Annotated in this window: 19 protein-coding genes and 1 pseudogene; 7 read left to right on the forward strand and 13 right to left on the reverse strand. The window is 71.0% G+C overall.

The annotated features are described in order from the left end of the window. Window positions 1–102: 102 nt before the first annotated feature. From LWC35_RS24355 to LWC35_RS24375, 5 genes are all read right to left on the reverse strand, one after another. A complete protein-coding gene (locus LWC35_RS24355) occupies window positions 103–927 on the reverse strand; it encodes an alpha/beta fold hydrolase (protein WP_232872571.1) in 825 nt (274 codons plus the stop codon). Window positions 928–1,060: 133 nt separating this feature from the next. Next, the gene (locus tag LWC35_RS24360; RefSeq protein WP_232872572.1) at window positions 1,061–2,446 is read right to left on the reverse strand and encodes a Dyp-type peroxidase; all 1,386 of its coding nucleotides are present in this window, start codon (window positions 2,444–2,446) and stop codon (window positions 1,061–1,063) included. 95 nt (window positions 2,447–2,541) lie between these two features. Further along, window positions 2,542–3,171 carry a hypothetical protein gene (locus LWC35_RS24365; RefSeq protein ID WP_232872573.1) on the reverse strand — a complete coding sequence of 210 codons (630 nt, stop codon included), beginning with the start codon at window positions 3,169–3,171 and terminating at the stop codon, window positions 2,542–2,544. 125 nt (window positions 3,172–3,296) lie between these two features. Then, entirely contained in the window at window positions 3,297–4,418 is a 1,122-nt protein-coding gene (locus tag LWC35_RS24370; protein ID WP_232872574.1) for a catalase family protein, read from the reverse strand. A gap of 290 nt (window positions 4,419–4,708) precedes the next feature. Further along, window positions 4,709–5,341, reverse strand: a complete 633-nt coding sequence (locus LWC35_RS24375; RefSeq protein ID WP_232872575.1) for a VOC family protein — start codon at window positions 5,339–5,341, stop codon at window positions 4,709–4,711. 363 nt (window positions 5,342–5,704) lie between these two features. Between LWC35_RS24375 and LWC35_RS24380 the strand changes: the two genes are divergently transcribed. Together LWC35_RS24380 and LWC35_RS24385 are read left to right on the forward strand one after the other, a co-directional pair. Next, window positions 5,705–7,480, forward strand: a complete 1,776-nt coding sequence (locus tag LWC35_RS24380) for an FAD-dependent oxidoreductase (RefSeq protein ID WP_232872576.1) — start codon at window positions 5,705–5,707, stop codon at window positions 7,478–7,480. 136 nt (window positions 7,481–7,616) lie between these two features. After that, the gene (locus tag LWC35_RS24385; RefSeq protein ID WP_232872577.1) at window positions 7,617–7,829 is read left to right on the forward strand and encodes a hypothetical protein; all 213 of its coding nucleotides are present in this window, start codon (window positions 7,617–7,619) and stop codon (window positions 7,827–7,829) included. Window positions 7,830–7,929: 100 nt separating this feature from the next. Here the strand turns inward: LWC35_RS24385 and LWC35_RS24390 are convergent, their stop codons facing one another. The 4 genes from LWC35_RS24390 to LWC35_RS24405 form a co-directional block, all read right to left on the reverse strand. Next, window positions 7,930–8,691: an SDR family oxidoreductase gene (locus tag LWC35_RS24390; protein WP_232872578.1), complete on the reverse strand. Its 762-nt coding sequence runs from the start codon at window positions 8,689–8,691 to the stop codon at window positions 7,930–7,932. 328 nt (window positions 8,692–9,019) lie between these two features. Further along, on the reverse strand, window positions 9,020–10,222 hold the full coding sequence (locus LWC35_RS24395; protein WP_232872579.1) for a cation:proton antiporter: 1,203 nt from the start codon (window positions 10,220–10,222) through the stop codon (window positions 9,020–9,022). A 52-nt stretch (window positions 10,223–10,274) separates the two neighbouring features. Continuing rightward, entirely contained in the window at window positions 10,275–11,267 is a 993-nt protein-coding gene (locus tag LWC35_RS24400; RefSeq protein WP_232872580.1) for a DUF4331 family protein, read from the reverse strand. Between the two features lie 22 nt (window positions 11,268–11,289). Then, window positions 11,290–12,492: a YbfB/YjiJ family MFS transporter gene (locus LWC35_RS24405; RefSeq protein WP_232872581.1), complete on the reverse strand. Its 1,203-nt coding sequence runs from the start codon at window positions 12,490–12,492 to the stop codon at window positions 11,290–11,292. 194 nt (window positions 12,493–12,686) lie between these two features. Between LWC35_RS24405 and LWC35_RS24410 the strand changes: the two are divergent. After that, a pseudogene (locus LWC35_RS24410) lies at window positions 12,687–13,430 on the forward strand (sigma-70 family RNA polymerase sigma factor); the annotation flags it as partial. 19 nt (window positions 13,431–13,449) lie between these two features. On the opposite strand, the gene LWC35_RS24415 reads toward LWC35_RS24410, so the two are convergent. Further along, window positions 13,450–16,242 carry an ATP-binding protein gene (locus tag LWC35_RS24415; protein ID WP_232872582.1) on the reverse strand — a complete coding sequence of 931 codons (2,793 nt, stop codon included), beginning with the start codon at window positions 16,240–16,242 and terminating at the stop codon, window positions 13,450–13,452. A 136-nt stretch (window positions 16,243–16,378) separates the two neighbouring features. Here LWC35_RS24415 and LWC35_RS24420 point away from each other — a divergent pair, with 136 nt between their 5' ends. From LWC35_RS24420 to LWC35_RS24435, 4 genes are all read left to right on the forward strand, one after another. After that, a complete protein-coding gene (locus LWC35_RS24420) occupies window positions 16,379–16,882 on the forward strand; it encodes an SDR family oxidoreductase (RefSeq protein WP_232872583.1) in 504 nt (167 codons plus the stop codon). Window position 16,883: 1 nt separating this feature from the next. Continuing rightward, window positions 16,884–17,633: a muconolactone Delta-isomerase family protein gene (locus LWC35_RS24425; protein WP_232872584.1), complete on the forward strand. Its 750-nt coding sequence runs from the start codon at window positions 16,884–16,886 to the stop codon at window positions 17,631–17,633. 93 nt (window positions 17,634–17,726) lie between these two features. Further along, complete coding sequence (locus LWC35_RS24430) at window positions 17,727–18,296, forward strand: redoxin domain-containing protein (RefSeq protein WP_232872585.1); 570 nt, start codon at window positions 17,727–17,729, stop codon at window positions 18,294–18,296. Next, window positions 18,281–18,724, forward strand: coding sequence for an MOSC domain-containing protein (locus LWC35_RS24435; protein ID WP_232872586.1), 444 nt, complete (start codon window positions 18,281–18,283; stop codon window positions 18,722–18,724). Before LWC35_RS24430 ends, LWC35_RS24435 begins: the two co-directional genes overlap by 16 nt. 178 nt (window positions 18,725–18,902) lie before the next feature. Here LWC35_RS24435 and LWC35_RS24440 read toward each other — a convergent pair whose 3' ends face one another. Genes LWC35_RS24440 through LWC35_RS24450 form a run of 3 tightly spaced genes read right to left on the reverse strand, consistent with a single transcriptional unit; the run spans window position 18,903 to window position 21,996 of the window. After that, window positions 18,903–19,667 carry an HpcH/HpaI aldolase family protein gene (locus LWC35_RS24440; RefSeq protein WP_232872587.1) on the reverse strand — a complete coding sequence of 255 codons (765 nt, stop codon included), beginning with the start codon at window positions 19,665–19,667 and terminating at the stop codon, window positions 18,903–18,905. Beyond that, window positions 19,664–20,722, reverse strand: a complete 1,059-nt coding sequence (locus LWC35_RS24445) for an amidohydrolase family protein (RefSeq protein WP_232872588.1) — start codon at window positions 20,720–20,722, stop codon at window positions 19,664–19,666. Before LWC35_RS24445 ends, LWC35_RS24440 begins: the two co-directional genes overlap by 4 nt. Continuing rightward, window positions 20,719–21,996, reverse strand: a complete 1,278-nt coding sequence (locus LWC35_RS24450) for an MFS transporter (protein WP_232872589.1) — start codon at window positions 21,994–21,996, stop codon at window positions 20,719–20,721. Before LWC35_RS24450 ends, LWC35_RS24445 begins: the two co-directional genes overlap by 4 nt. Window positions 21,997–22,051 lie beyond the last annotated feature (55 nt).

Here is a 22,051-nt window from a genome sequence, read left to right on the forward strand (position 1 = left end):
CTGAGCGAACTGCTGGTGATCAATCCGAGCCCGCGGCATGGGCTCGATCGTGTCGGTCATCGCTGGTCCTTCCCCCGGGACACGCCCGGAGCTACAGACCAGTTACACCGAAGATCGGACACTCCCGTCGGTGTTGATCGTCTCGGCCTGGGTGGTCGGCATGCCGTGCGGGAAGCCCGCGTAGGTCTTCAGGGTGCCGTTCTGCACGAGCTCCGCCGACAGCGGTCCGGAGTCGGCGTAGGGGACGATCTGGTCGTCGTCGCCGTGCATCACCAGCACGGGCACCGTGATCCTCTTGAGGTCATCGGTGAAGTCGGTCTGCGAGAAGGCGACGATGCCGTCGTAGTGCGCCTTCGCGCTGCCCATCATCCCCTGCCGCCACCAGTTGGCGATGATCGCCTCCGAGGGCTCCACCCCGGGACGGTTGAAGCCGTAGAAGGGCCCGGACGGCAGCGCCCGGTAGAACTCGGAGCGGTTGGCGGCCACCTGGGACTGGAAACCATCGAACACGCTCTTGGGCAGCCCGCCGGGGTTGGCCTCGGTCTGCACCATCAGCGGCGGCACGGCGCTGACCAGCACCGCCTTCGCCACGCGGCGCTCCCCGTGCCGAGCGATGTAGCGCACCACCTCGCCACCACCCGTGGAGTGCCCCACGTGCACGGCGTCCCGCAGATCGAGGTGCGAGGTCAGGGCCGCCAGGTCGTCGGCGTAGTGATCCATGTCGTGACCGTCGGCAGTCTGCGTCGAGCGCCCGTGGCCGCGGCGGTCGTGGGCGATGACGCGGGAGCCCTGCTGGAGGAAGAACAACATCTGGGTGTCCCAGTCGTCGCTCGACAGCGGCCAGCCGTGGCTGAAGACGATGGGCTGTCCCGTCCCCCAGTCCTTGTAGAAGATCTCGGTACCGTCGATCGTGGTGATCATGGCCATGTTCGTCTTCCTCTCTATCGATCACGTACAGCGGCCCGGTCGGGATGTTCGAGATGGCCTCCTTGACGATCACTGGGGGCTCGTCCTTTCGCCACGAATAGCTGGTGCCGAAGTCATCCGACCTGTTCATCGGTTACAGCCTGGTTGACGCTGCCGGCAGGCCCCCGATCCACGTCAAGGCGGACAGGGAAGGCATGAAGAAGTACTCGCCGCCGCGCAGTACGTTGAACGTCTGGATGCCGTGGATGCGACGCCTCACCGGATCCCGGGGGATCGTGAAGGTCGCGCCCTCCTCCTGGAGGCCGATGTTCGGATCACGTTCGTCGCCCAGGTCCATGAAGTTCCCATTGTTGATCCACTCCTGCTGCAGGAACTCCATCGTCTCCATCGCCTTGGCGCTGAGGAAAAGAAAGTAGAGTCCGCGGGGGACCTCGTCGGCTTCGGTCGAGGTCGCGTCGGGGTCGTAGGGCGCCCCGAAGGTGGTGCTGCGCCGGATGATGCGATGCACATTGACGTCGGCGAGTCGGGTCATGACCGTGTCGCGAGGGTTCATCCGCCGCATGTGCGAGCCGAGCGGCACCTGGTGGCCGTGCGGGTCGTCGGCGTAGGTGAAGTCGTTGTTGCGACGTGGGTCGGCACCCAGCGCCGGATCGTCCTGGCTGGGTGCAAGCGTCAAGGGCGCGCCGCTGCGCCAGCGGCCGACCAGCTTCGCCGCGAGCAACTCGCGCTCCTGCTCGGTTCGGGCGTGTTCGCGCAGGAAGCGGTTGAAGGTTCCGACTCGGGACTGGTACTTGCGTAACCCGACAAAGGTGCCGTTGCGGCCCAGGACGTCCGGGTGCGGCATCGGCAGCGGCGCGCCGCCCTCCCCCGGATATCCGAGGATGAACTCGCCGGCTTTGATCGGCCGACCCTGGCCGGGCAGCGGCTCGACGCCGCTCCCCTCGATGGCCGGTTGGCCGATCGAGTCCCGGTACCCGAGCGGGTTGAGGTCGCCCGGCTGGGCGCCGAAATCCTGCGCCGACAGCTCGGTGATCCCGGCGAACCGGCGATAGTGGTGACGTGCCATTTCCATGGTCTCGCCCCAGGCCTGCGCGGAGTCACTGAATACGCTGACCCCCATGTGGACCTGCCCGGTACCGAAGGGCGCATCCCAGTTCTTCGGATCGTTGGGCCCGTAGTCGCGCAGCTCGTCGGACTGTGCCGCCATTCCCGACCGGAAGGCCTCGGGGAACGACCGCAGCGAGTCCGCCGGCAGACCCAGAGCGACCATCCCGGTGAAGCTGACGGCGACCGAGATCCAGGCCTCTCCTGCTCGCCACCATTCGGCAGCGGAGGCGACGTAGGGCGTGAGGTTTCTGAGCAGTTCGCGGCCCGCCCGCTGATCGTCGATACGGAGCATGACGTGCGTGCCGTAGTAGGGCTCGGGCCGATACCGCAGCACCGTTGCCTGGATGTCGTCGAGCGCGAGAGTGGCGGGACTGCGCGGAAGCTCGCCGCCGAGGCGGTCGACGAGGTGCATGACGTTCTCCTCCAGAACGGTACGGGCAGGCTCACCGGGGCGGCCTGTGGGACGGGCACTGCTATGGCCGCTCCCACAGAACCGCCGGAGGTGCTTCAGTCGCCGACCTTGTCCAGGAACTCGTCTACCGCCTGACCGACGCGCTTGAGCCGGCTGATGTCCGCCACGGTCAGATCCGGGTGGGCGACGTACCAGCCTTCTGCGGTGATCTGGTGGCGGGCGAGGTAGTCCTTGACCTCCGGGCTGCGAATGCCCGGCCAGCCCTCCAGCCCACAACTGAGAATGTCCAGGTAGTCGGGAATCTGGGTGACGAAATCGTCGATGTAGGGGTCCCAGTCGCCGTCGAAGGCGGTGCAGAAGAGCAGTTTCGTGTCGTTGTCCAGGAACACGAAGCGCATGTCGTGGAGGCTGCCGACCTTGTTCGCGCCGTCGAAGTTGCCGTCCAGCAGCTGCAGGAACGCGCGCAACCGTTCGGCTCCGCCGGGTGCGAAGGGGGCAATGATGGTCAACTCCGAGACGTTGCCCTGGCGGCTGCCGACCCGCCCGGCGCTCTCCATCCGGGTGCGCGGCTCCGACACCTGCGTCTTCAGCTCGGTGAGCACATTCTCCAGTGCTTTCCTCCCGACCTCGGGCGCGTCGGCGAACAAGTCGCGTAACTGCTCGAGTTTCTGCTGGACAGTCCGAACTTGCTCCGATCCGGTGGCGGTCGGCGTTGACGTTGACATGACATCCCCCTCAATTCATTCGACTCTTCCGCTTTGCACTACAGTCGACCATTAATACCCTTGCTGACCCGCGGGTGCCGTTCTGACAGGCCGGCCATTCGTTTCAATCGACACCAGCCGGCCGATCACGGCAGTACCGACTCCACGCTGGAAGGCTCGGCCAGCGACTGGTGGTTGAGTGTGCGGCGCACCTTGGCCGAGGCGCTGTAGATCCGTCGCACGTTCATGATCTCGCCCAACGGCCTGTGGACGGCCGTGACACGCCACTGGTTGAACGCGAGCGCGTCTCCCTTCTCGAAATTCTCGGGGCCCGAGATGTCCTGAAGCGGCAGCCGAACGCGGCCGACGGTGACGAAGGGCGAGAGCTTCTCGGGCCATTCCACCGTCAACACGTTGACTGGCATCGCTGTGAGGTCCGTACACAACTGCACCTGGAGATCGAAAGCGAAGGCGCTCGCTTTCAACTCGTCGACCAGCGTCGGATGGAAAACGTCCGCGGCGGCGGCGAGGTCGAGGTCGGGGTGGATAGCATGCGCAGCGTTGTCCGCCGCAGGCGCTATCCGTATTTTGGCGACGTAGTCGCCATGACGCATCGCGCCCATGGTCCAGTACGTGGTGAGCAAGGGGTTGCGTAGCGACGTCTGGGTGGCCGTCCGCACGAGGGCGAACATCTCCTCCCAGGCCCAGTCCGGCTGCTTCAGCGCACCCCTGCCCGTGAGCACGTCGGCCAGGAGTTGGTGGAACCCGGCCCGTCCGCGCGCCAGGTATGCGTGGATGTTGTTGGCGATGTCCTCGATGAACAGGTAGTGCTTGGCGGTGTTGCTGATGAAGATCGGGTTGTTCTTCAGCACCAGATCGAACGTGTTCGAGGTCGGCTCGTCCTCGACCAACTTCTCGCCGGCCACATCGAATATCTTGACCGCAAGACCGAGTCCAGGGCCGAGTTGAGCGTCCGTCCCCAGATGGCCCGATGTGCTCGAGAAGCGCATCAGTGCGCCGTGTCGTCCCGGCTCGGCATAGAATCCCTGCGCGTACGCTTCCGGAACATCTGCCAGTATCTCGACCTCCGCCTTGACCAGGCCGAACGATTTCGCATGCGCACCACGGACGGCTCGCCCGGTGCCCTCGGTCCTGGGCGATTCGCGGCCCTTCTTCTCCCAGAAGTTGATGATCTGTTCCAGTAGCACGTCGATGTTCGGATCGATCGTCTCGATCTCCGGCGTGTACCGGACGAACTCAGGTGACATCTGATCTCCAGGGCCGGCCCCCGCCGGTCCGGCCGTCTTCCGCGGCTTCTGAGCACCCCGACTGCAGTTCGGCCCTTCCGGCGCAGGCCATCACGCCGGCCGGACCGAATACTCCTCACTCGCCAGCAGGGCGCTCCCGGTCTTCGTCTACACGCGTTGCACGCATTTCTCCCGCGGAGTGCGGACAGTCACCGCTGGCGGATCGACGGTCGCGGCCCTCAGACACTCAGCCCTCTGTCGGGCGCTGCGCTTACCCGCCGCACCCCCGGGGACGACGACGTCGCACTCGGTCACCTCGGCAGGTCGGCTCCCGTCGCCTCCGCGACCATGTAGGCGGCGTACCACTTGGGCCATTCCTCGTCGCGCTCCCCGATGCGCTTCTCGTGTTCACCGTGCGCGAGTGCCGCCCGCACCAGTGCGGACTCCAGGCCCGCGGTCGACGCGAACGTGGTCTCGGTGCCCTCGACCCGACCGGGCAGCCGGGTGGTGATCTCCTGCAGCACCCAGACGTTGCCGTCGGGATCGCTGAATGTGGCCCGCGAGAAGTAGCTGCGCCGCTCCGGGTCCGGGCCGTCGACCGGCCCGTCGGGCCCGAGGTGGAAGATCGGGCTCACCTCGACACCGGCACCCACCAAGGCCTCTCGGGTGGCCTCGAGGTCGTCGACGACCAGGTACTCCTTGCCCGACCCGGGTGCGGCCGAGGTGAGGGTCGCGCCGAACTGCACCGAGCAGGCCGAGCCGTGCGGCGTCAGCTGGACGACCCCGGGCGGTGTGCGGTCCATCCGCCACCCGAGCCTGCCGTAGAACTCCTTCGCCCCGTCCACGTCCGCAACCGGAAGGACCACCACCTCGAGCTTCATGTCGATCGTCGTGAGGTCCTCGATCGCCGCGGCTTTCGTGCCCTGGACGTTCGTCGTACTCATCACACCCCCATTCGTTGACAGAGCGGTCGTCCGGCGCGAGCGAATCGTCATCACGCGTTTCGCGCATCTCGCGCGTCGGGGCCCTGACAGCGGCAGCCACCGTCCGCGCGGCGGTGGCCGTCAGCTAGGGCCATCAGGCTCACACCGCGCGGGACCGTTGCGCCTGGCAAGGGCACCTGGGCGCGTGGCGCTCGGGTCGGCGCGGTCTTACCGGGCCTGCCGGCCGGCGCCTCACCTGCGCGGGAGGAGGCAGCCGAGGTCGAGTGTGACGACGGTGCGTTCGTCCGGACACCGGCATCGGGGAATGCCTGGCGCGAGTGCGACGGGTCGTTCTCCGCTCTAGTGCGAAAGGGGTGGGCGCGCGTGGCTGAGGGTATCGAGGGTCCCGGCGTCGGCAGCCACGCAGCTGCCCGCGGCCGGGTCGACGACGGCGATGAAGACTCCCGATTCTCCGCGCCCGGGCGGTCCCCGATCCTGGACACGGACCAGCTCGAAGTGCTGCGCAGATACGGCACCGAGCGCGACGTGACCGCGGGCCAGGTGCTGTTCACCGACGGGGACGAGACGTACGACCTGATCGTGATGTTGGATGGCACCGCCGAGATCGTTCAGGGATACGGCCGGCCCGGCGCGACGCGCATCGCCCACTACGGCCGGTCCCAGTTCCTGGGCGAGATCGGGATGCTCACCGGGCAGCGTGCCTACCTGAGCGCGGTAGCCACCTCCGCCGGGCGGGTCTTGTCGGTCCCCGTCGAGCGGCTCCGTGTCGTCATGGCCCACGAACCCGACCTCAGCGACCTGATCTTGCGCACCTTCCTGCTCCGGCACTCGATCCTCATGCGCCGCGGCGCGGGCCTGACGCTGATCGGCTCACGGTTCGATCCCGACACCAGACGGCTGCTGGAGGTGCTGGCGCGCAACCGGTTGGTGTCGACGTGGCTGGACCTGGAAGCCTCACCGGAGGCCGAGGCGATCATGCAGGGCCTGGACCTCCGCGTCGCCGATCTGCCGATCGTGATCACCCCTGGCGGTCCGCTGCTGAGGAACCCGGGCGGGCGCGCCCTGCTCGACACGCTGGGCTTGTCCGGCGCAGAAGGCCCCTATCCCGCTGGGGTGTGCGACCTGCTGGTGGTGGGTGGGGGCCCGGCCGGGCTGGCCGCTGCGGTCTACGGCTCGTCCGAGGGGCTCGCCACGATCCTGGCCGAGGAGACCGCGCTGGGCGGTCAGGCGGGCACCTCGTCTCGGATCGAGAACCTCCTGGGCTTTCCCGCCGGCCTGTCCGGCGAGGAGCTCGCCACCCGCGCGGCATTGCAGGCGCAGAAGTTCGGCGTCCGCATCAAGCAGGCGGCCAGGGCCACGTCCCTGGCGTGGGCGGACGGCGTGCACCAGGTCGGCTTCGACGACGGCGACACCGTGCAGTCCCGCTCGGTCATCATCGCCACCGGAGCCCACTACAACCGGCTACCCCTGGAGCGGCTCGCGGAGTTCGAGGGCGTCGGGGTGTACTACGCGGCCACCCAGGCCGAGGCCCAGGCCTGCGGTACCGGCCCGGTCGCCGTCGTCGGCGGCGGCAACTCCGCCGGGCAGGCCGCGCTCTTCCTCAGCCGCAGCAGCGCACGGGTCCACCTCATCATCCGGGGGAAGGCGCTGCGCGCCTCCATGTCGCGATACCTGATCGACCGGATCGAGCGGAACCCACGCATCATCGTCCGGCCCCGAACGCAGGTCATCTCGCTGACCGGCACGGGCCGGCTGCAGGGCGTGCGGATCGGCCACGCCGATCAGGAAGGCGAGGCCGAACTGTCCGTCTGCGGCTTGTTCGTCTTCATCGGTGCCCAGCCCCGGACCGCCTGGCTGGCCGGCCAACTCGCCGAAGACACCCACGGATTCCTGCTCACCGGCACCGACGTCCCCGCAGCCGAGCCCGTCGGTGGGACCACGGTTCCGCTGTTTCTGGAGACCAGCAGACCGGGCATCTTCGCCGTGGGAGACGTCCGTAGCGGCTCGATCAAGCGTGCTGCAGCCGCCATCGGCGAAGGCTCCATGGCGGTACGGCTGGTGTTCAACCGCCTCGAGACCACCGGGAGCGCAGCCTCCCTCGAGCTCGGCACCACCTCACCGCAGGGGCCGTCGCGATGACGGCGCTTGTGACGGCCTGACCTCGCGTGCCGCCCATCGCCGGGGAGCAGGGACCGGAACCGGCTCCTGCTCGCCGGCGACGGGGTGGGCAGGAGGCGTTTGCTCATGGGGCCCGCGCTCTGGTGGGTGCGCGACCATGTCCTCGTCGACGGCAACGAGCGGCTCGGCTGGCTCGCGACCCGAGGTGTTCTGCTTCCTCAACGGCTGGGTGGTCGTCGCTGCCGACGACCAAGTCGATCTGGTCATCGACGTGGCCGCGGGAGGGCGGCGAGGCGGCGCCGGCCTCCTTCTCGGCGCGGACCGCGGCCACACGGGCCCGGCGCTCGGGCTGCGGAACTGCGGACTGTGAACTGCAGGAACCGCCGCATCGGCGCCCCTTCGCCCCCTTCTTCACAGCGACAGAATTCGGAACGTGCAGGAGCTACGTACTCTCTGAAGGTGAGACATGCTCAACCGGTCGGGACGAGCTGCTGCCCACCGTCGACGTCGTAGGTGGCGCCGGTCACGGCTGAGTTGGTCATCAGGTGCACGATGAGGTCGGCCAGGTCGGCCGGGCCCACGACGCGCCTGATCGGCAGCGTGGCCCCCAGTTCGGCCCGGCGGCGCTCCAGGTCATCACCCAGGATCCGGGCCGACAGCGGGGTGTCGACGTAGCCGGCGGCAACGACATTGGCACGGATCGGCGCAAGTTCCAAGGCGATGTTCGCCGCGATCGTCGGCAGGGCGGCTGCCAGGATTGCGGCGACACCCGACCCGACACCGGGACGGCGGGCGTCCGTCCCGGTGATGAAGGTGAGCGAGCCACCGGGGCGCACCCGGGACGCGCTCGCCCGAGCGATCCGCAGTGCACCGAGCAGATGTTCGTCGAGCACCCGTAGCGCCTGGTCGAGGTCGAGCTCCAGAATCGGGGTGTAGACGGGTCCACCCCCGGTCACGAGGACGTGATCGATCGGCGTGGACAGGCCGCCGAAGAACTCTTCGGGCGCGGCAGGCTCGCCCAGGTCGAGGCGCGCCGATCCGAGCGCCCCGACCTCGGCGGCCGCCTCCTCGAGGCGGCCGGGGTCGCGCCCGGTCACGATGACCTCGGCACCGGCGATCCGAGCCAGCCGGGCGGTGGCCAGCCCTATCCCGGAGCTGCCGCCGATGACCACGACGGTCTGGCCACGCAGCCGCTCGGCCGTCCGGCCGGGTGTCGTCTGCATCTCGGTCATGTCGGTCTCCTTCGTCGTCGAGTACGGATCAGTTCGAGACGGCCGCTGCGCAGCCGTGCAGGCGGGGGTGAGCCGCCGGCCTTCCCCGGGCGGCCCTTCCGACCGGGACGAACGCCGCGCTGATCAAGGCGGCGACCACGCTCAGGCGGGCCATCACCAGCATCGCGGTGTGGTAGTGGGCGGCGGGCGACTGGGCAAGGCCGTCCGATCGACCGGCACCGAGCAGGAAGACGGAGCGCCACGACGCGTGGTGGGCCAGCCAGCCGGCGGCATTGCTCTCACTGCTGTCTGGTCGGACCGGACGTCCAAGCCGCCCGTGATGGCACGGTCACACCGCAGCGCGGCCGTCCCGCGGGCCGCTCTCACTCCGGCGTCGCGCGAGGGTCGTCGCGAGAATCGGGAACGCGATCACCGACACGACCGCGGCGGCGACGAGTGCGACCTCGTTGTCCGGCGTGATCAGGCGGAGGTCGACGCCGATCGCGCCGCCGACGACAGGGATGGTGAGCGTCGTGGCCTGCAGCAGCGCGGCCCGCGCGATCTCGCGCCTGCCGTTCAGCAACCGCCGGTAGAGCAGGGCCGGCAGTCCGCGCACGAGCAGGATGGCGGCCAGGAAGACCGGGATCCTGACGAGCGTGGCGGGCTGGGTGAAGCTCTCGACGTCCAGTGACATCCCGGTGGACACGAAGAAGAACGGAATGAGCGCACCGAAGCCCACTGCCTGCACCTTCGGCCGGAACTGCGGATGGGTGTGTGCGCGGTCCGGGTCGAGAACGGAGATCGCCGCGCCGGCGAGAAACGACCCGAGGATCGCCTCGAGACCGAACCCGGCCGCGAGGGCCGCGAAGCCCACCAGCAGGGCGACCGCGCCGCGCACCCGGATCTCCGCCGTGGTGTCCTGCAGCGCCGCCAATGCCCGGGTCAGCCAGCCCAGGTGCGCTAACCGCAGGACGACCACTGCCACGGCACAGCTCAGGGCGGCGAAGGCGGCGAGCAGTGCCACCCGGGAACCCAGGCTCCCGCCGTCGCCCGCGAACAGCAGGGACAGCAGCACGACCGGCACCACCTCGGCGATCGCGGCACCGGCGATGACGAGACCACCCAGCGGAGCAGCGGCGTCCCCGCTGTCCTGCAGCACCGGGAGCACGACGCCGGCGGCGGTGGCCGACAGGATGACCGCGATCAGCACGGGCGACCCGACGATGCCGACGACGCCGAGCAGGGTGCCCACTGCGAGAGCCAGCGCGAAGGACACGACGAAGGCCGAGGCGGCGATCCGGGCGACGCGACCCCGCAGCCGCGCGATGTCGATCTCCAGGCCGGCGAGGAACAGCAGGAACGACAACCCGACGACCGACAGCACGCGGACCGGCTCGTCGACGCGTGCGAGCCCGAGGACGCCCGGGCCGACGAGCACACCCAGCACGATCTGCACGACGACATCGGGCACCGGGAGCCGCACCAGGCGGACGAGCAGCGGCGAGAGCAGCGCCAGGACGCCGACCAGGGCCACCGAGGTCAGAGAGATCATGGTCGCTCCCGGGTGACGCCGACGTGGCGTCGGCGTCGAGAGGGGTGCCGGCTCAGACCGGGTAGACGTTCGGGACGCCGAGGTACGGGAACTCGGCCAGCAGGTCGTCGTGCGGCTTGAGCCCCTGGGAGTCGATACTCCCGTTGCTCATCCACGCGAACCGGGCGCTGAAGGCGTCCCCGGTGAGGCTGCGGCCGTTCGGGTACGCCACCGGGCGGCTGCGGTCGTAGCGCAGGATGTCCGGGAGCACGACGAGTGCGGCCTCGCGTGCCTCCTCCGGTGCGTAGCCGCCGTTGTCCTGCAGGAACTTCGCCCAGATGTCCAGGTAGTTCGCGACGTCGTCGACCGGTTGCCGGCGGTTGTACTCGTTCTTGGTGTGGTTGGGGCTGACGAACGGGTTGATCGTCGGGTGGCCGCCGCGGTCGACCTGGACGATCGCGCCGTCGCGGCGCACGCCGACCGTCGCCCAGACCCCGATCCTGGGCCCGGGACCGAGCATGTCGTTCGGCACCTCCAGCACGACGGACTGGACGTTCCGGTCGGCGAAGGCGTCCTGACCGGTCCACCGGAAGCCGTGGAAGGAGCCGTCGGCGTCGGCGAAGAACGGGTCGCTGCGCACGCCGAGGAACAGCCGGACCGGGCCGGCCTCCACCGGCCGGGCCGAGTCGTCGAAGCCGACCGGTGTGTCGGCGACGAGCACGTCGCCGGAGGGTTCGGGGTCGCGCGCCCCCGCGCCGGTGGCGTAGCGGACGGTCCCGGTCTGCCTGCCGTCGCTGAGGTCGGAGAAGACGAACGAGAACGCGACGTCCGTCTGCGCGTCCCCGTCGGTGTCGACGTTGAGGCGGTAGATCCCGTCCGGATGGAACTCCGCCTTCATGAGGAACGGGGGCATCGCGCTCATACCGGTCGTGAAGGGGTTGGCGTTCATGACCAGGACCGTCTTCCCGGGGTCGTCGGGTGAGGCGAACACATAGAGGTCGGTGAGGTCCAGGCGGGCGTCGTCACCGGGGAACCGGAGGTTGGCCGCGCTGTAGTGGTTGGACACGAGATCTCCTCGGAGGTGGTGGTCATCGAGAGCGGTCGCGTTGCAGGAGGGCGGCGGGGACGGAGAGGCCCAGGAGCACCACCGACAGCCAGAGGCCGAGCGTGATCCCTCCGGGGGTGTCGGAGAGCAGCCCCGCCGCCAGGGGGCCGATGGCCTGTCCCGCGCTGAACGCCGAGGTGAGCAGGGCGATGCCCAGCGTCCAGCCCGCGGCGGGGAGGCTGCGGCGGGCGATCACCGTGGCGGCGGTCGGGCCCGCCATGAACGAGCTGCCGAACACGATCCCCGACGCGATGGCGGCCACCGGCCCCGACCACACCAGTACGGGCAGAACGCCGACCAGCACCACGAGACTCGCCAGCGCCGGTCCCCGTCCGCGGGGCAGCCGACCGGCCAGCGGACCCCAGACGACCAGCGTCCCCACCGCGGACGCGACGCCCAGGACGACGAAGTAGACCGCCTGGAACCCGCCGCCGAGGCCGCGGCCCGCCAGCAGCGCGATGACGAAGGTCAGATAGGCGACGTAGCCGGCGCCGAACAGGACGTACCAGACGAAGGTCGGGGTGAGGGCGCCGAACCGGACGCGGCCGTTCGCCGCCGGTCCGGCCGCCTGCTCGGCCACTCGGCGGACCGCGAGCGTGGCGGGGGCGAGGGCGGCCAGTGACAGCACCCCCATCACCAGCCAGCCGAGCCGCCATCCCACGCCGCCGCCGAGCTCCAGCACGATCGGCACCAGGACACCGGCGACCACGATCCCGATCCCGACCCCGGCCATGTAGACGGCGACGAGCAGCGCGGAGCGACGTGGGTCGCTGCCGGTGTGCACGCGGGCGGCCAGCGCGGAGCCGAGTACGAACGCGATCGCGGTGCTCACCCCGCCGACCGCCCGCACGACCGTCAGCAGGACGTAGTCGCCGGTCGCCGCCGAGAGCAGGAGCATCAGCGCGCTGACCCCGAGGGCCGCCACGAACGCGACCCCGATGCCGAAGCGCCGGGCCCACCAGGTGGCGGAGAGGCAACCCGCGATGTAGCCCAGCGCGTTCGCCGTGTTGATGCCGCCCGCGGCGGCGAAGCTCCAGGACAGGTCCTCGCGCATCGCGGGCAGCAGCAGCGCGTAGGCGAACCGGGTGAAACCCAGCGCCACCACCGGCCCGGACGCCAGCCCGAGCGCGACGAGGACCTCGGCCTGCAGCGCCCGTCGTTGCGTTGTGGTGTTGATCGACGCCATCGCCGGCCTCCGTCTGCAGGGATGGCTCGACTCTCGCCCGGTGCGACCGTGATAGCCCCCGTCGGCGGCCCTGGTCGGTCCCCCGGTGCGAGACCAGGGCACGGGCCCGTGGGTGGCCAGGGGTGTCGACGGGCGCGCCCGGCCTAGGCCGGGCAGGACGATGAGGCACCTCGGAAGTCCTGGAAGGGAGCGCCGTGTCCCACCGAACCGAGGCGGCCGCCGCGCCGTCGATCCGCGAACGTGAGCTGGTCGCGGCGACCGCGGTCGGCGACCCGGACGCCTGCCGCGAGCTGGTCGACCTGTTCCTGCCCGCGATCGGGGCGATGACCCGCCGCTTCCTGCGGGCCGGGGGTGTCAGCCGTCAGGAGCTCCTCCAGGAGGGAGTCGCCGGCCTGCTGCACGCCGCGCGCCGCTACGACCCGGGCCGGGGCACCCCGTTCTGGGGCTACGCGGTCCACTGGGTGCGCAAGGCGATGCAGGACGTCGCCGCGGAGCTGACGATGCCGGTCGTCCTGTCCGATCGCGCGGTCCGCGGGCTCGCCGCCGTGCGCGCCGCGCACGACGACCACGTCCGCACCCACCGGGTCGAGCCCACGGCGACGCAGCTCGCGGGCGCGACCGGGTTCAGCCGTACCCAGGTGGAGCTACTGAGCGAGGCCGCTCGGGCCCCGCACAGTCTCCAGGCACCGGCGGGCCCCGGGACGACCGTCGGCGAGCACGTCCGCGACCACGGCGCCGAGCTGGCCTTCGACCGGGTACTCGACGCCATCGAGCTCCGGGAGGTCCGCGAGCTCACCGCACTGCTCGGCGACCGGGAGCGGACCGTGCTGCACGCCCACTTCGGGCTCGGCACGCCCCCGCGGACACTCGAGCAGATCGGCGAGGCCCTCGGGGTGACCGCCGAACGTGCCCGGCAGATCGAGTCGGGTGCCCTCGGCAAGCTGCGGGCCTCGCTGGTCACTCCGCCTTCTCGAGCGGGTACTCCGCTCCCCGCAGCGCGGTCCGGAGCTCCCGGCGGGAGGCGATGTCGAGCTTCGCGAACACCTTCCGCAGGTGCCATTCGACCGTCCGGGGGCTGAGGAACAGCCGGCTGCCCACCTCGGAGTTGGACAGGCCGTCCCGGGCCATCAGGGCGATCTGTCGCTCCTGCTGGGTCAGCTCGTCGTGGTGCTCCACGGTGCGCTTGCGGACGGTCGCGCCGGTGGCCAGCAGCTCGCGTCTGGCCCGTTCGGCGAACGCCTCCATGCCGATCTGTGTGCACAGGTCGTGGGCCTTGCGCAGCTGTGGGCGGGCGTCGGTGCGGCGTCCCTCCCGGCGCAGCCACTCGCCGTAGAGCAGGTGGGCGCGGGCGAGCTCGGGACGGACACCGCTGACCGCCAGCCGCTCGACCGCCTCGAGGTAGCAGCTCTCGGCGGCCGGGCCCTCGACCAGCAGAGCACGGGCGCGGACCTCCAGGCCCCGGGCCCAGCCGCTGTCGGAGCCCGCCGTCTGCCCGGTGAGCCGCCGGCTCGCGAGGGCGGCGTGCTCGGCGTCCCCGCTGCGGACCGCGGCCTCGACACGCTCGCTCAACGCCCACGCCGCGATCCAGAACTGCGGGATGTCCTCACTGGCCTCGACCGCCGCGGCCAGGGCCTCCTCGTAGCGGCCGAGACCGTTGAGCACCACCGCGGACGCCCATCGGGCGTACTGCACCGCCGTGCCCTGCCCCTCGGCGACGGCGCTCTCGACGGTGGCCTCGATCAGCGGGAAAGCGTCGTCCTCCCGCCCTTTCAGCGCCGTGTGGACCAGGGTCCCGTACGGGGCGATGTGGGTCCCCGTCGCCTCCGTCACCGCCCGCGCCTCGGTGATCGACGACGCCGCCAGTGCCAGGTCACCGGCCATGGCCGCCGCCTGCGCCAGGACGTTGACCCCGACCGTCAGCACGGCGAGCGCACCCGCGGTGCGGGCCACCTCGACCTGTCGGGTCGCGATGGTCAGGCACGCGTCGAAGTCCCACACGATCGCGGCGGCCACCACCCCGAGCCATCCCCACCGCAGCACCTCCTCGACCGGCGCTTCGGGGTCGGAGAAGGCGGCCGTCGCCTCGGCCAGAACGGGAACACCCGCCTCGCGGCCGTCGGTGAACAGCAACGCCAGGCCGTCGAGCAGCACGTCGGAGGCCCGGGCGGGCCCGGGTGCCAAGGGCGCGGACCTGACCGCTCGGGACACCTCCAGCAGGCTGCTACCGGGTGTCGCGAGCCGCCCGGCGAACAGGGCCGCACTCCAGGCGTCCAGGTAGGTCTCCCGCGCGAGCCGGGCGTCGAGGGACTCCAAGGCGTGAGCCGCCCGGAGGAGCAGCGGCGGGGCGTCACTGCCGCGGTTGAGGGAGTACGCAGCCTCGGCCCGCAGCAGGTCGACGCGGGCCCGGCCCAGGTCGTCGAGCGGGCCCGCCTCGGCGACCGCCAGCATCGTCAGAGCGGTCTCGAAGGCACCGGTGCGCAGGCTGGCGTGCGCGGCGGCGAGGGCCCGCTCGGCACGCCGCGCGGGCTCGCGGGTGAGGGCGACACTGCGGTGCAGGAACGCGGCCTCGGCCGCGAACCCACCGCGGGCCTGGGCACGCTGCGCGGACCGCTCGAGCTCCAGCGCCACGTTCTCGTCGGGCCCGGACGTCGCGGTGGCCAGGTGCCAGGCGCGCCGGTCCGGGTCGGACGCCCGGTCGGTCACCTCGGCCAGGGCCAGATGGGCGGATCGCCGCTCCCGCGACGACGCCGAGCGATAGAGCGCCGACCGGACCAGCGGATGCCGGAAGGTCACCCGGTCGCTGATCGTCAGCAGATCGTCCATCTCCGCGACCGCCGCCGCGGCGCCGTCGATGCCGAGCCGCTCCGCGGCCCGCCAGACCAGGAGGGGATCACCGACGGGTTCCGCGGCGGCGACCAGCAGCAGCGACCGGGTCTCCGGCGGCAGCTGCTCGGCCTGTCGGACGAAGCTCCGCTCGATCCCGCCCGGCAGCGCATGGGGGCCCGAGAGCCCGAAACCGTCGGCGAGCTGGGTGGCGGTCAGCCCGCGGGGCAGCTCGAGCAGCGCGAGCGGATTCCCCTTCGTCTCGGCCACGATTCTTTCGCGAATCCGGTCATCGAGCATGAATCGGACGACCGATCCGAGCAACTCCCGCGCATCGGCATCTGCCAATCCCTGCACGTCCAAATACGGTATGCCACGGAATTCCTCACCGGTCTCACGCGCACCGAACACCAGGCCGACCGCTTCCGCGCGCAGGCGCCGCGCGACCAGCGTCAGGGTCTGTGCCGTCGCCCGGTCCAGCCACTGGGCATCGTCCACGATGCACAGAACGGGCCGCTCCGCCACGGCCTCCGAGAGCAGGCTCAGGACCGCCAGGCCCACCATGAAGGGGTCCGGCCGGGGCCCGGCGCTGCGGCCGAACACGATGTCCAGGGCCTCCTGCTGCGGGCCGGGAAGGGCGTCCAGGTGCGCGAGGAGGGGGGCGCAGAGCTGATGGAGCGCGGCGAAGGCCAGCTCCATCTCCGACTCGACCCCTGCGGCCCGCAACACCCGCAGGTCGGCGGCCGGCCGCAGCATGTACTCCAACAGCGCCGTCTTGCCGACGCCCGGGTCGCCACGGAGCACCAGGGCTCGGCTCTCACCCTGCCGGACCGCGATGATCAGCTCGTCCAACAGAGCGGACTCGGGCCGACGTCCGCGCAGTTCGCCGGTCGCCGACCCGTAGGCCTTTCCACGCTTCTGCGCCATCCTCAGCCCCAATCGGCTTGGAGATTAGTCCGATGCACAGTTTTCTGGCTACGAAATCGGTCGTCCGCTTGCGTCGCTGCGCCGGCGGCTTACCGCAACGGTCGTAGCCCCCACCCCCTTCCGCGGAGGACGACCCATGAGCGACCTGCAGACGACCCCCGAGGGCGGGGACGCCGACAGCCGGCCGCCCACGGCCCTGGGCCTGGAGGTCGTGGTCGTCCCGGTCGCGGACGTCGACCGGGCCCTGGCCTTCTACCGCGAGCTGGGCCGGCGGCTCGACGCCGACGTCACCACCGACGCGGAGTACACCGGGACCACCGCGCTGGGACCCGCGGTCGGGCTGGCCCTGCCCGGTGCGCTGAGCGCCGCGCTGTCGGCGCTCACCGCGAACCTGGCGCTCGAGCTCGCCCCGATCCGGGTCGACCTGATCGCAGCGGGGTTCGTCGACACGCCCCTGTCCGCGCGGCTCCTCGGCTCGGATCTCGACGAACGCCGCATCCAGCTCAGCACCGCGCTGCCCCCTCGACGCGTCGTCGGGCCGGCCGACGTCGCCGCCCTCGCCCTGCACCTGATGACGAACACCGAGCTGACCGGCGCCGTCCACGACGTCGGCGGCGGCGAGCAGCTCGTGGGGGTGTGACGTGCAGGAGTACCTGGTCGAGTTCACGATCGACGTCCCCGCCGGCGCTTCGCCCGACGAGCTCGACCGGCGGAAGGCCGGCGAAGCGGCCGCGGCCGCCGACCTCGCGGCGCGCGGCCACCTGCTCCGGGTGTGGACGCGGGCCGCACGCGGAACCGTGCTCGGGCTCTACCGCGCGCACGACCGCGCCGAGCTCGACACCCTCCTCGCCGGGCTACCGCTGGCCGACTGGATGCAGGTCGCCGTCGACCCACTCGACCCCCACCCCAACGACCCTGCGACCGGTGATCTCCCGAGCCCGCTGCTCGCACCGGTCTTCCGGCTGGAGGCGAGCCTCGGCGAGCCGGTCGAGCTCGGGACCTTCGGCACGGACCGGCACCGGATCGTCGCCCTGACCGCGGGCACCGTCACCGGGCCCGCCCTGAAGGGACGGCTGGTCCCCGAAGGAAGCGCCGACCGCCAGACGGTCCTCGCCGACGGCACCGCCCTCGGCGACATCCACTACACGATCGAGACGGACGGCGGGGAGCTGCTCGCCGTCGAGTCGCGGTCGGTGCGCCACGGCAGCGCCGAGGTCCTCGCGCGGCTGGCTCGCGGCGAGAACGTGAACCCCGCCGACTACGTCTTCCGCGCCACCACCCGCATCGAGGCCGCCGCAGAGCATCTCGACTGGCTCACCAAAGGGGTCTTCGTCACCGTCGGGGCCCGCCGACCCGACACCGTCGTCTACGACACCTACCTGGTGCGCTGATGTTCTGCCCCGGCGAGATCCCGACCCAGCCGTGGCGGCACACCCTGCGGTTCCTGCGCCGCGTCCTGACCCACCGACGACGAGGAGCGTCCGATGCGCGCTGACATCCGGCCCGGCGCCACCTTCCCGGACTACTCGCTGCCCGACCACACCGGCACGGTCCGCACCCTCGGCGAGCTGCAGGGTGACGACCCGATGATCCTCACGCTCGCCCGGGGCCACTACTGCCCCAAGGAGCACCAGCAGCATCTCGAGCTCGCCGCTCTCCAGCCGAAGCTCGCGGTGGCCTACACCCGCCTGGTCACCATCGCGACCGACGAGCACCACACCCTGCAAGAGTTCCGGGCGTCGGTGGGCGCTCACTGGCCCTTCCTCTCCGACCCCGGCCGCACCGTCCAGCAGGACCTGGACATCCAGGAGTACACGGACCCGGAGAACGACCCGATGATCCCGCACACCCTCGTGCTCGAACCCGGCCTGGTCGTCCGCTCGGTCTACAACGGCTACTGGTTCTGGGGGCGGCCCTCGATCGCCGACCTCTGGCACGACCTGAGGGCCGTGCTCGCCGCCACCCGCCAGGACTTCGACCTGAGCGCCCCCGGTCTGCGCGAGCGCTGGGACGCCGGCGACCTGGCACCCTTCCACGGGTGGGACAAGCGGTGACGCTCGCGCGGCTGGTCTCGGTGAACGTCGGCCTTCCGGAGGAGGTGCGCTGGCGGGAGGAGACCGTCCGCACCGGGATCTGGAAGCGGCCCGTCGGCGGCGCGGCGATGGTGCGCCGGCTCGACATCGACGGGGTCGGCCAGGGCGACCTCGCCGGCCACGGCGGCGAACAGCGGGCCGTTCTCGTCTACCGGACCCAGGCCCTCGACCACTGGGCGGAGCACCTCGCGCGCGACGACCTGGAACCCGGCTGCTTCGGCGAGAACCTGACGGTCGACGGCCTGTCCGACGCCGAGGTACGGATCGGCGACCGCCACCGGATCGGCGAGGCGGAGTTCGAGGTCACGCAGCGTCGATTGCGAAGATCCGTCCGCCCGCGCGGTCGAGCAGACCGGCTGTGGACACCGGCGAGCCGGCGGCGCTCGTGAAGAGCTCCCGCGTCCGGTCACCGTGGACGAACGATCAGCGTGACGAACAGATACCTTGTGTCGTGATCGACAGCCGGGAGTAGGACGGGATCACGCGTGGCGGCGGCCTGACCGATCACCTCGGGACCCGCAGAAGCTGAGCCACCCCGCCCTGTGGCTCAGAACCGGACCTCACCACTCAGAAGGCTTCTCTCAGCCGATCAGATCCCTCGACGAGCAGTCCCGCGTCGGTCCCCACCGCTACGAACGTGGCGCCCGCGTCGATGTAGCGCGCGGCGGACTCCGGGACGCGGGTGAGGACGCCTGCGGCCTTGCCGGTGGCACGCACGTTCCCGATGGCGTCTTCGATGGCCTGTCGGACCTCGGGGGCTTCGGGCCGTCCGAGGAGACCGAGGGATGCGGCGAGATCGGAGGGGCCGAAGAAGACGCCGTCGACCCCGCCCACGGCGACGATCTCGTCGAGCGACCTGAGCCCCTCGACCGTCTCGACCTGGACCAGGACGCAGACGTCGGTGTTCGCCCGCGAGAAGTACTCCCGGTCCCGGCCCCAGGCCGCGGCCCGCGCTCCGGCCACGCCCCGGCTGCCGTCGACGCCGGGTTGCGGGTAGCGGCAGTGCCGCACGACCTCCCGGGCCTCGTCGGCCGAGGAGATCATGGGCACCAGCACGGTCCGGGCCCCGAGGTCGAGACAGCGCTTGAGCTCGGCCTCGCCGTAGCCGCCGAGACCGGTCGGGACCCGCACGACCGGCTCGACGCCCGGGTACGCGGCGATGGCCAGCAGCTGGGACTTGACCACGGCGAGGTCGAACGGGCCGTGCTCGCCGTCGACGACGAGCCAGTCGAACCCGGCCGCCGCGACGATCTCGGTGGACTCGGTCGAGGGCAGGGCCAGCCAGAGCCCGATCTGCGGACGCCCCTCGGCCAGGGCCTGCTTGAAGCTCACAGCCCGTACACCCGGCGCGCGGTGCCCGCGAACAGAGCGCCGCGCTCCGCGGCCGTCATCGACTCGGTGATGCGCTTGAAGGTGTTCCACAGCGTCGCGTAGGGAACCCCGACCTTGTCCACGGGATAGTTGCTCTCGAACATGCACCGGTCCGGGCCGAAGGCCTCGATGCAGGTCTCGATCCAGGGCCGCCACAGCGCGGCCAGCTCGGTCGAGGAGGCGGGCCGCTCCGCGGTGCGGTAGTCGAAGGCGGCCAGCCGGGCGACCAGGCCGCCGATCTTGCAGGTGACGTTCGGTCGCTCGGCCACCGCCTGGACGCCGCGGCGCCAGGTGGCGAAGTCCTCGTCCCGGTGACCCGTGTAGTGGCCGTAGCCGAGCGGACCGCCGCAGTGGTCGAGCACGACGGAGAGGTCGGGCAGGGCGTCGGCGAGGTCGGCGACGTCCAGGATCTGGGGGAAGAACACCCAGGTGTCGAGCACGAGCCCGAGGTCGCGCAGCACGGCCGCGCCCTTGCGGACCTCGGGATCGGCGAGGAGGTGCGGGGCGCTTCCAGTGTGGCTGTTCTCGATCTCGGGGTCGGCGTCCCAGCTCGTCGCGAACCGGACCCCCTTGAACCGTCCACGACCCGCCGCCAGGTGAGCCTGCAGTACCTCCTCGACGGCCGCGCCGAGCCGAAGGTCGGCAAACCCGGTGATGCCGTCGCCGACCGCGACCGGAGATGCGCCGCTCTCGGCCGACGCGGCCACGCCGGCGACGAAGTCGGTCTCCCCGACGGGCCGCAAGGCCTCCGGACCCTCGGTGCGGTACATCGAGAGGCACTCGGCGAACACCGTCGCGACGACGTTGTGCCCGGTGTCGGCGTCCGCGATGAACTCATCGAGCAGGTAGCGGTAGCCGGGGTGGTCCCAGAGGTGGTGGTGGGGATCGACGATGGAGAGGTCGGGAAACAGCACCTCCTCCACCGGGGCCTTCGCGAGCCACTCGTGGTCGGGCGGGTAGATGCGGCCGAACTCGGTCGGCCGTCCCTCGGCCGTGCGCATCAGCGGGGAGCTCATGCTGTCTCCTTTCCGGTGGCGTCGATCTCGTCGAAGGTCGATGTCGAGGTCTCCCGGGCGAGCCGGACCCCGACCAGGCTGATCGCGGCCGCCACGACGAGGTAACCGAGCACGAGACCGTAGTGCGGCGCCCCGCCCGCCGCCGCGGAGAGCCCCGTGGCGATCAGGGGGAAGAAGCCTGCACCGAGGGTCGCGGCGAGCTGGAAGCCGATCGAAGCGCCGCCGTAGCGGAAGCGGGTGGGGAAGAGCTCGGCGATCCAGGCGCCGAGCGGGCCGAAGGCCATGCTGTGGGCGATGGCGGGCAGGATCGCAGCGAGGATCGCGAGCCCCCATCTGCCGCTGCCCAGCGCCTCGAAGGCCGCCCACGCCGTGACCGGGATGAGGACGATCCCGCCGACGGCGAGTCGCTTGCGTCCCCACCGGTCCGACAGCCCGGCGAAGAGGGGCACGAACAGCAGCCCCGTCGCGGTGCCCAGCAGCGTGATGGTGAGGGCCTGGGACGAGGTGAAGCCCAGCTGGATCGCGTACGCGGGGTTGAACGAGCTGTTGAGGGCCGACGCGGTCGTGACGACGAAGGCCGCGAGGACGACGATGCCGAGGGCCCGCCACTGCGTCCGGAACAGGTCGGTCAGCGGCCGTTTCGCGAGCTCGTGGGCCCGCTTGGCCTTCTCGAAGACGGGGGTCTCGTCCACCCCGGCGCGGACCCACAGGGTGAGGGCGACGAGCACGAGCGAGAAGAAGAACGGCAGCCGCCATCCCCAGCCGAGGAAGTCCTCCCGAGGCAGCAGGGTGACCAGCAGCAGGCTGGCGTTGGCCAGGATGATCCCGGCGTAGAGCCCCACCTGCGGCGCGCTGCTCGCCAGCCCGCGGCGACGGTCGCGCGCGTACTCCACGGACATCAGCAGTCCGCCGCCGAACTCGCCGCCCGCCGCGAGCCCCTGCACCACGCGCAGGGCGACGAGCAGGATCGGCGCCCACACCCCCATGGTCGAGTAGGGGGGCAGCAGCCCGATCAGCAAGGACGCGATCCCCATCGCGAGCACGGTGACGAGCAGGACCCTCCGGCGCCCGAGACGGTCTCCCACCGCCGTCATCAGCAGCGCCCCGAGGGGTCGGGCGACGAACCCGACGGCGAGGGTCGCGAACGAGGCGAGCAGCGCCGCGGCGGGGTCTGCGCCCGGGAAGAACAGCGGGCCGATGGCGACGGCCGCCAGCAGGCTGTAGAGGTAGAAGTCGTAGTACTCCACCAGCGTGCCGAGCAGCGCGGACCACATCGCGCGCCTGCGCTGTCGCGTCGCGTGGGCGGTCCTGGGGGGCTGTTCGGAAGTG

Origin of the sequence: Pseudonocardia kujensis (genome assembly GCF_021283305.1) — a bacterium.
Taxonomy (GTDB): Bacteria; Actinomycetota; Actinomycetes; order Mycobacteriales; family Pseudonocardiaceae; genus Pseudonocardia; species Pseudonocardia kujensis.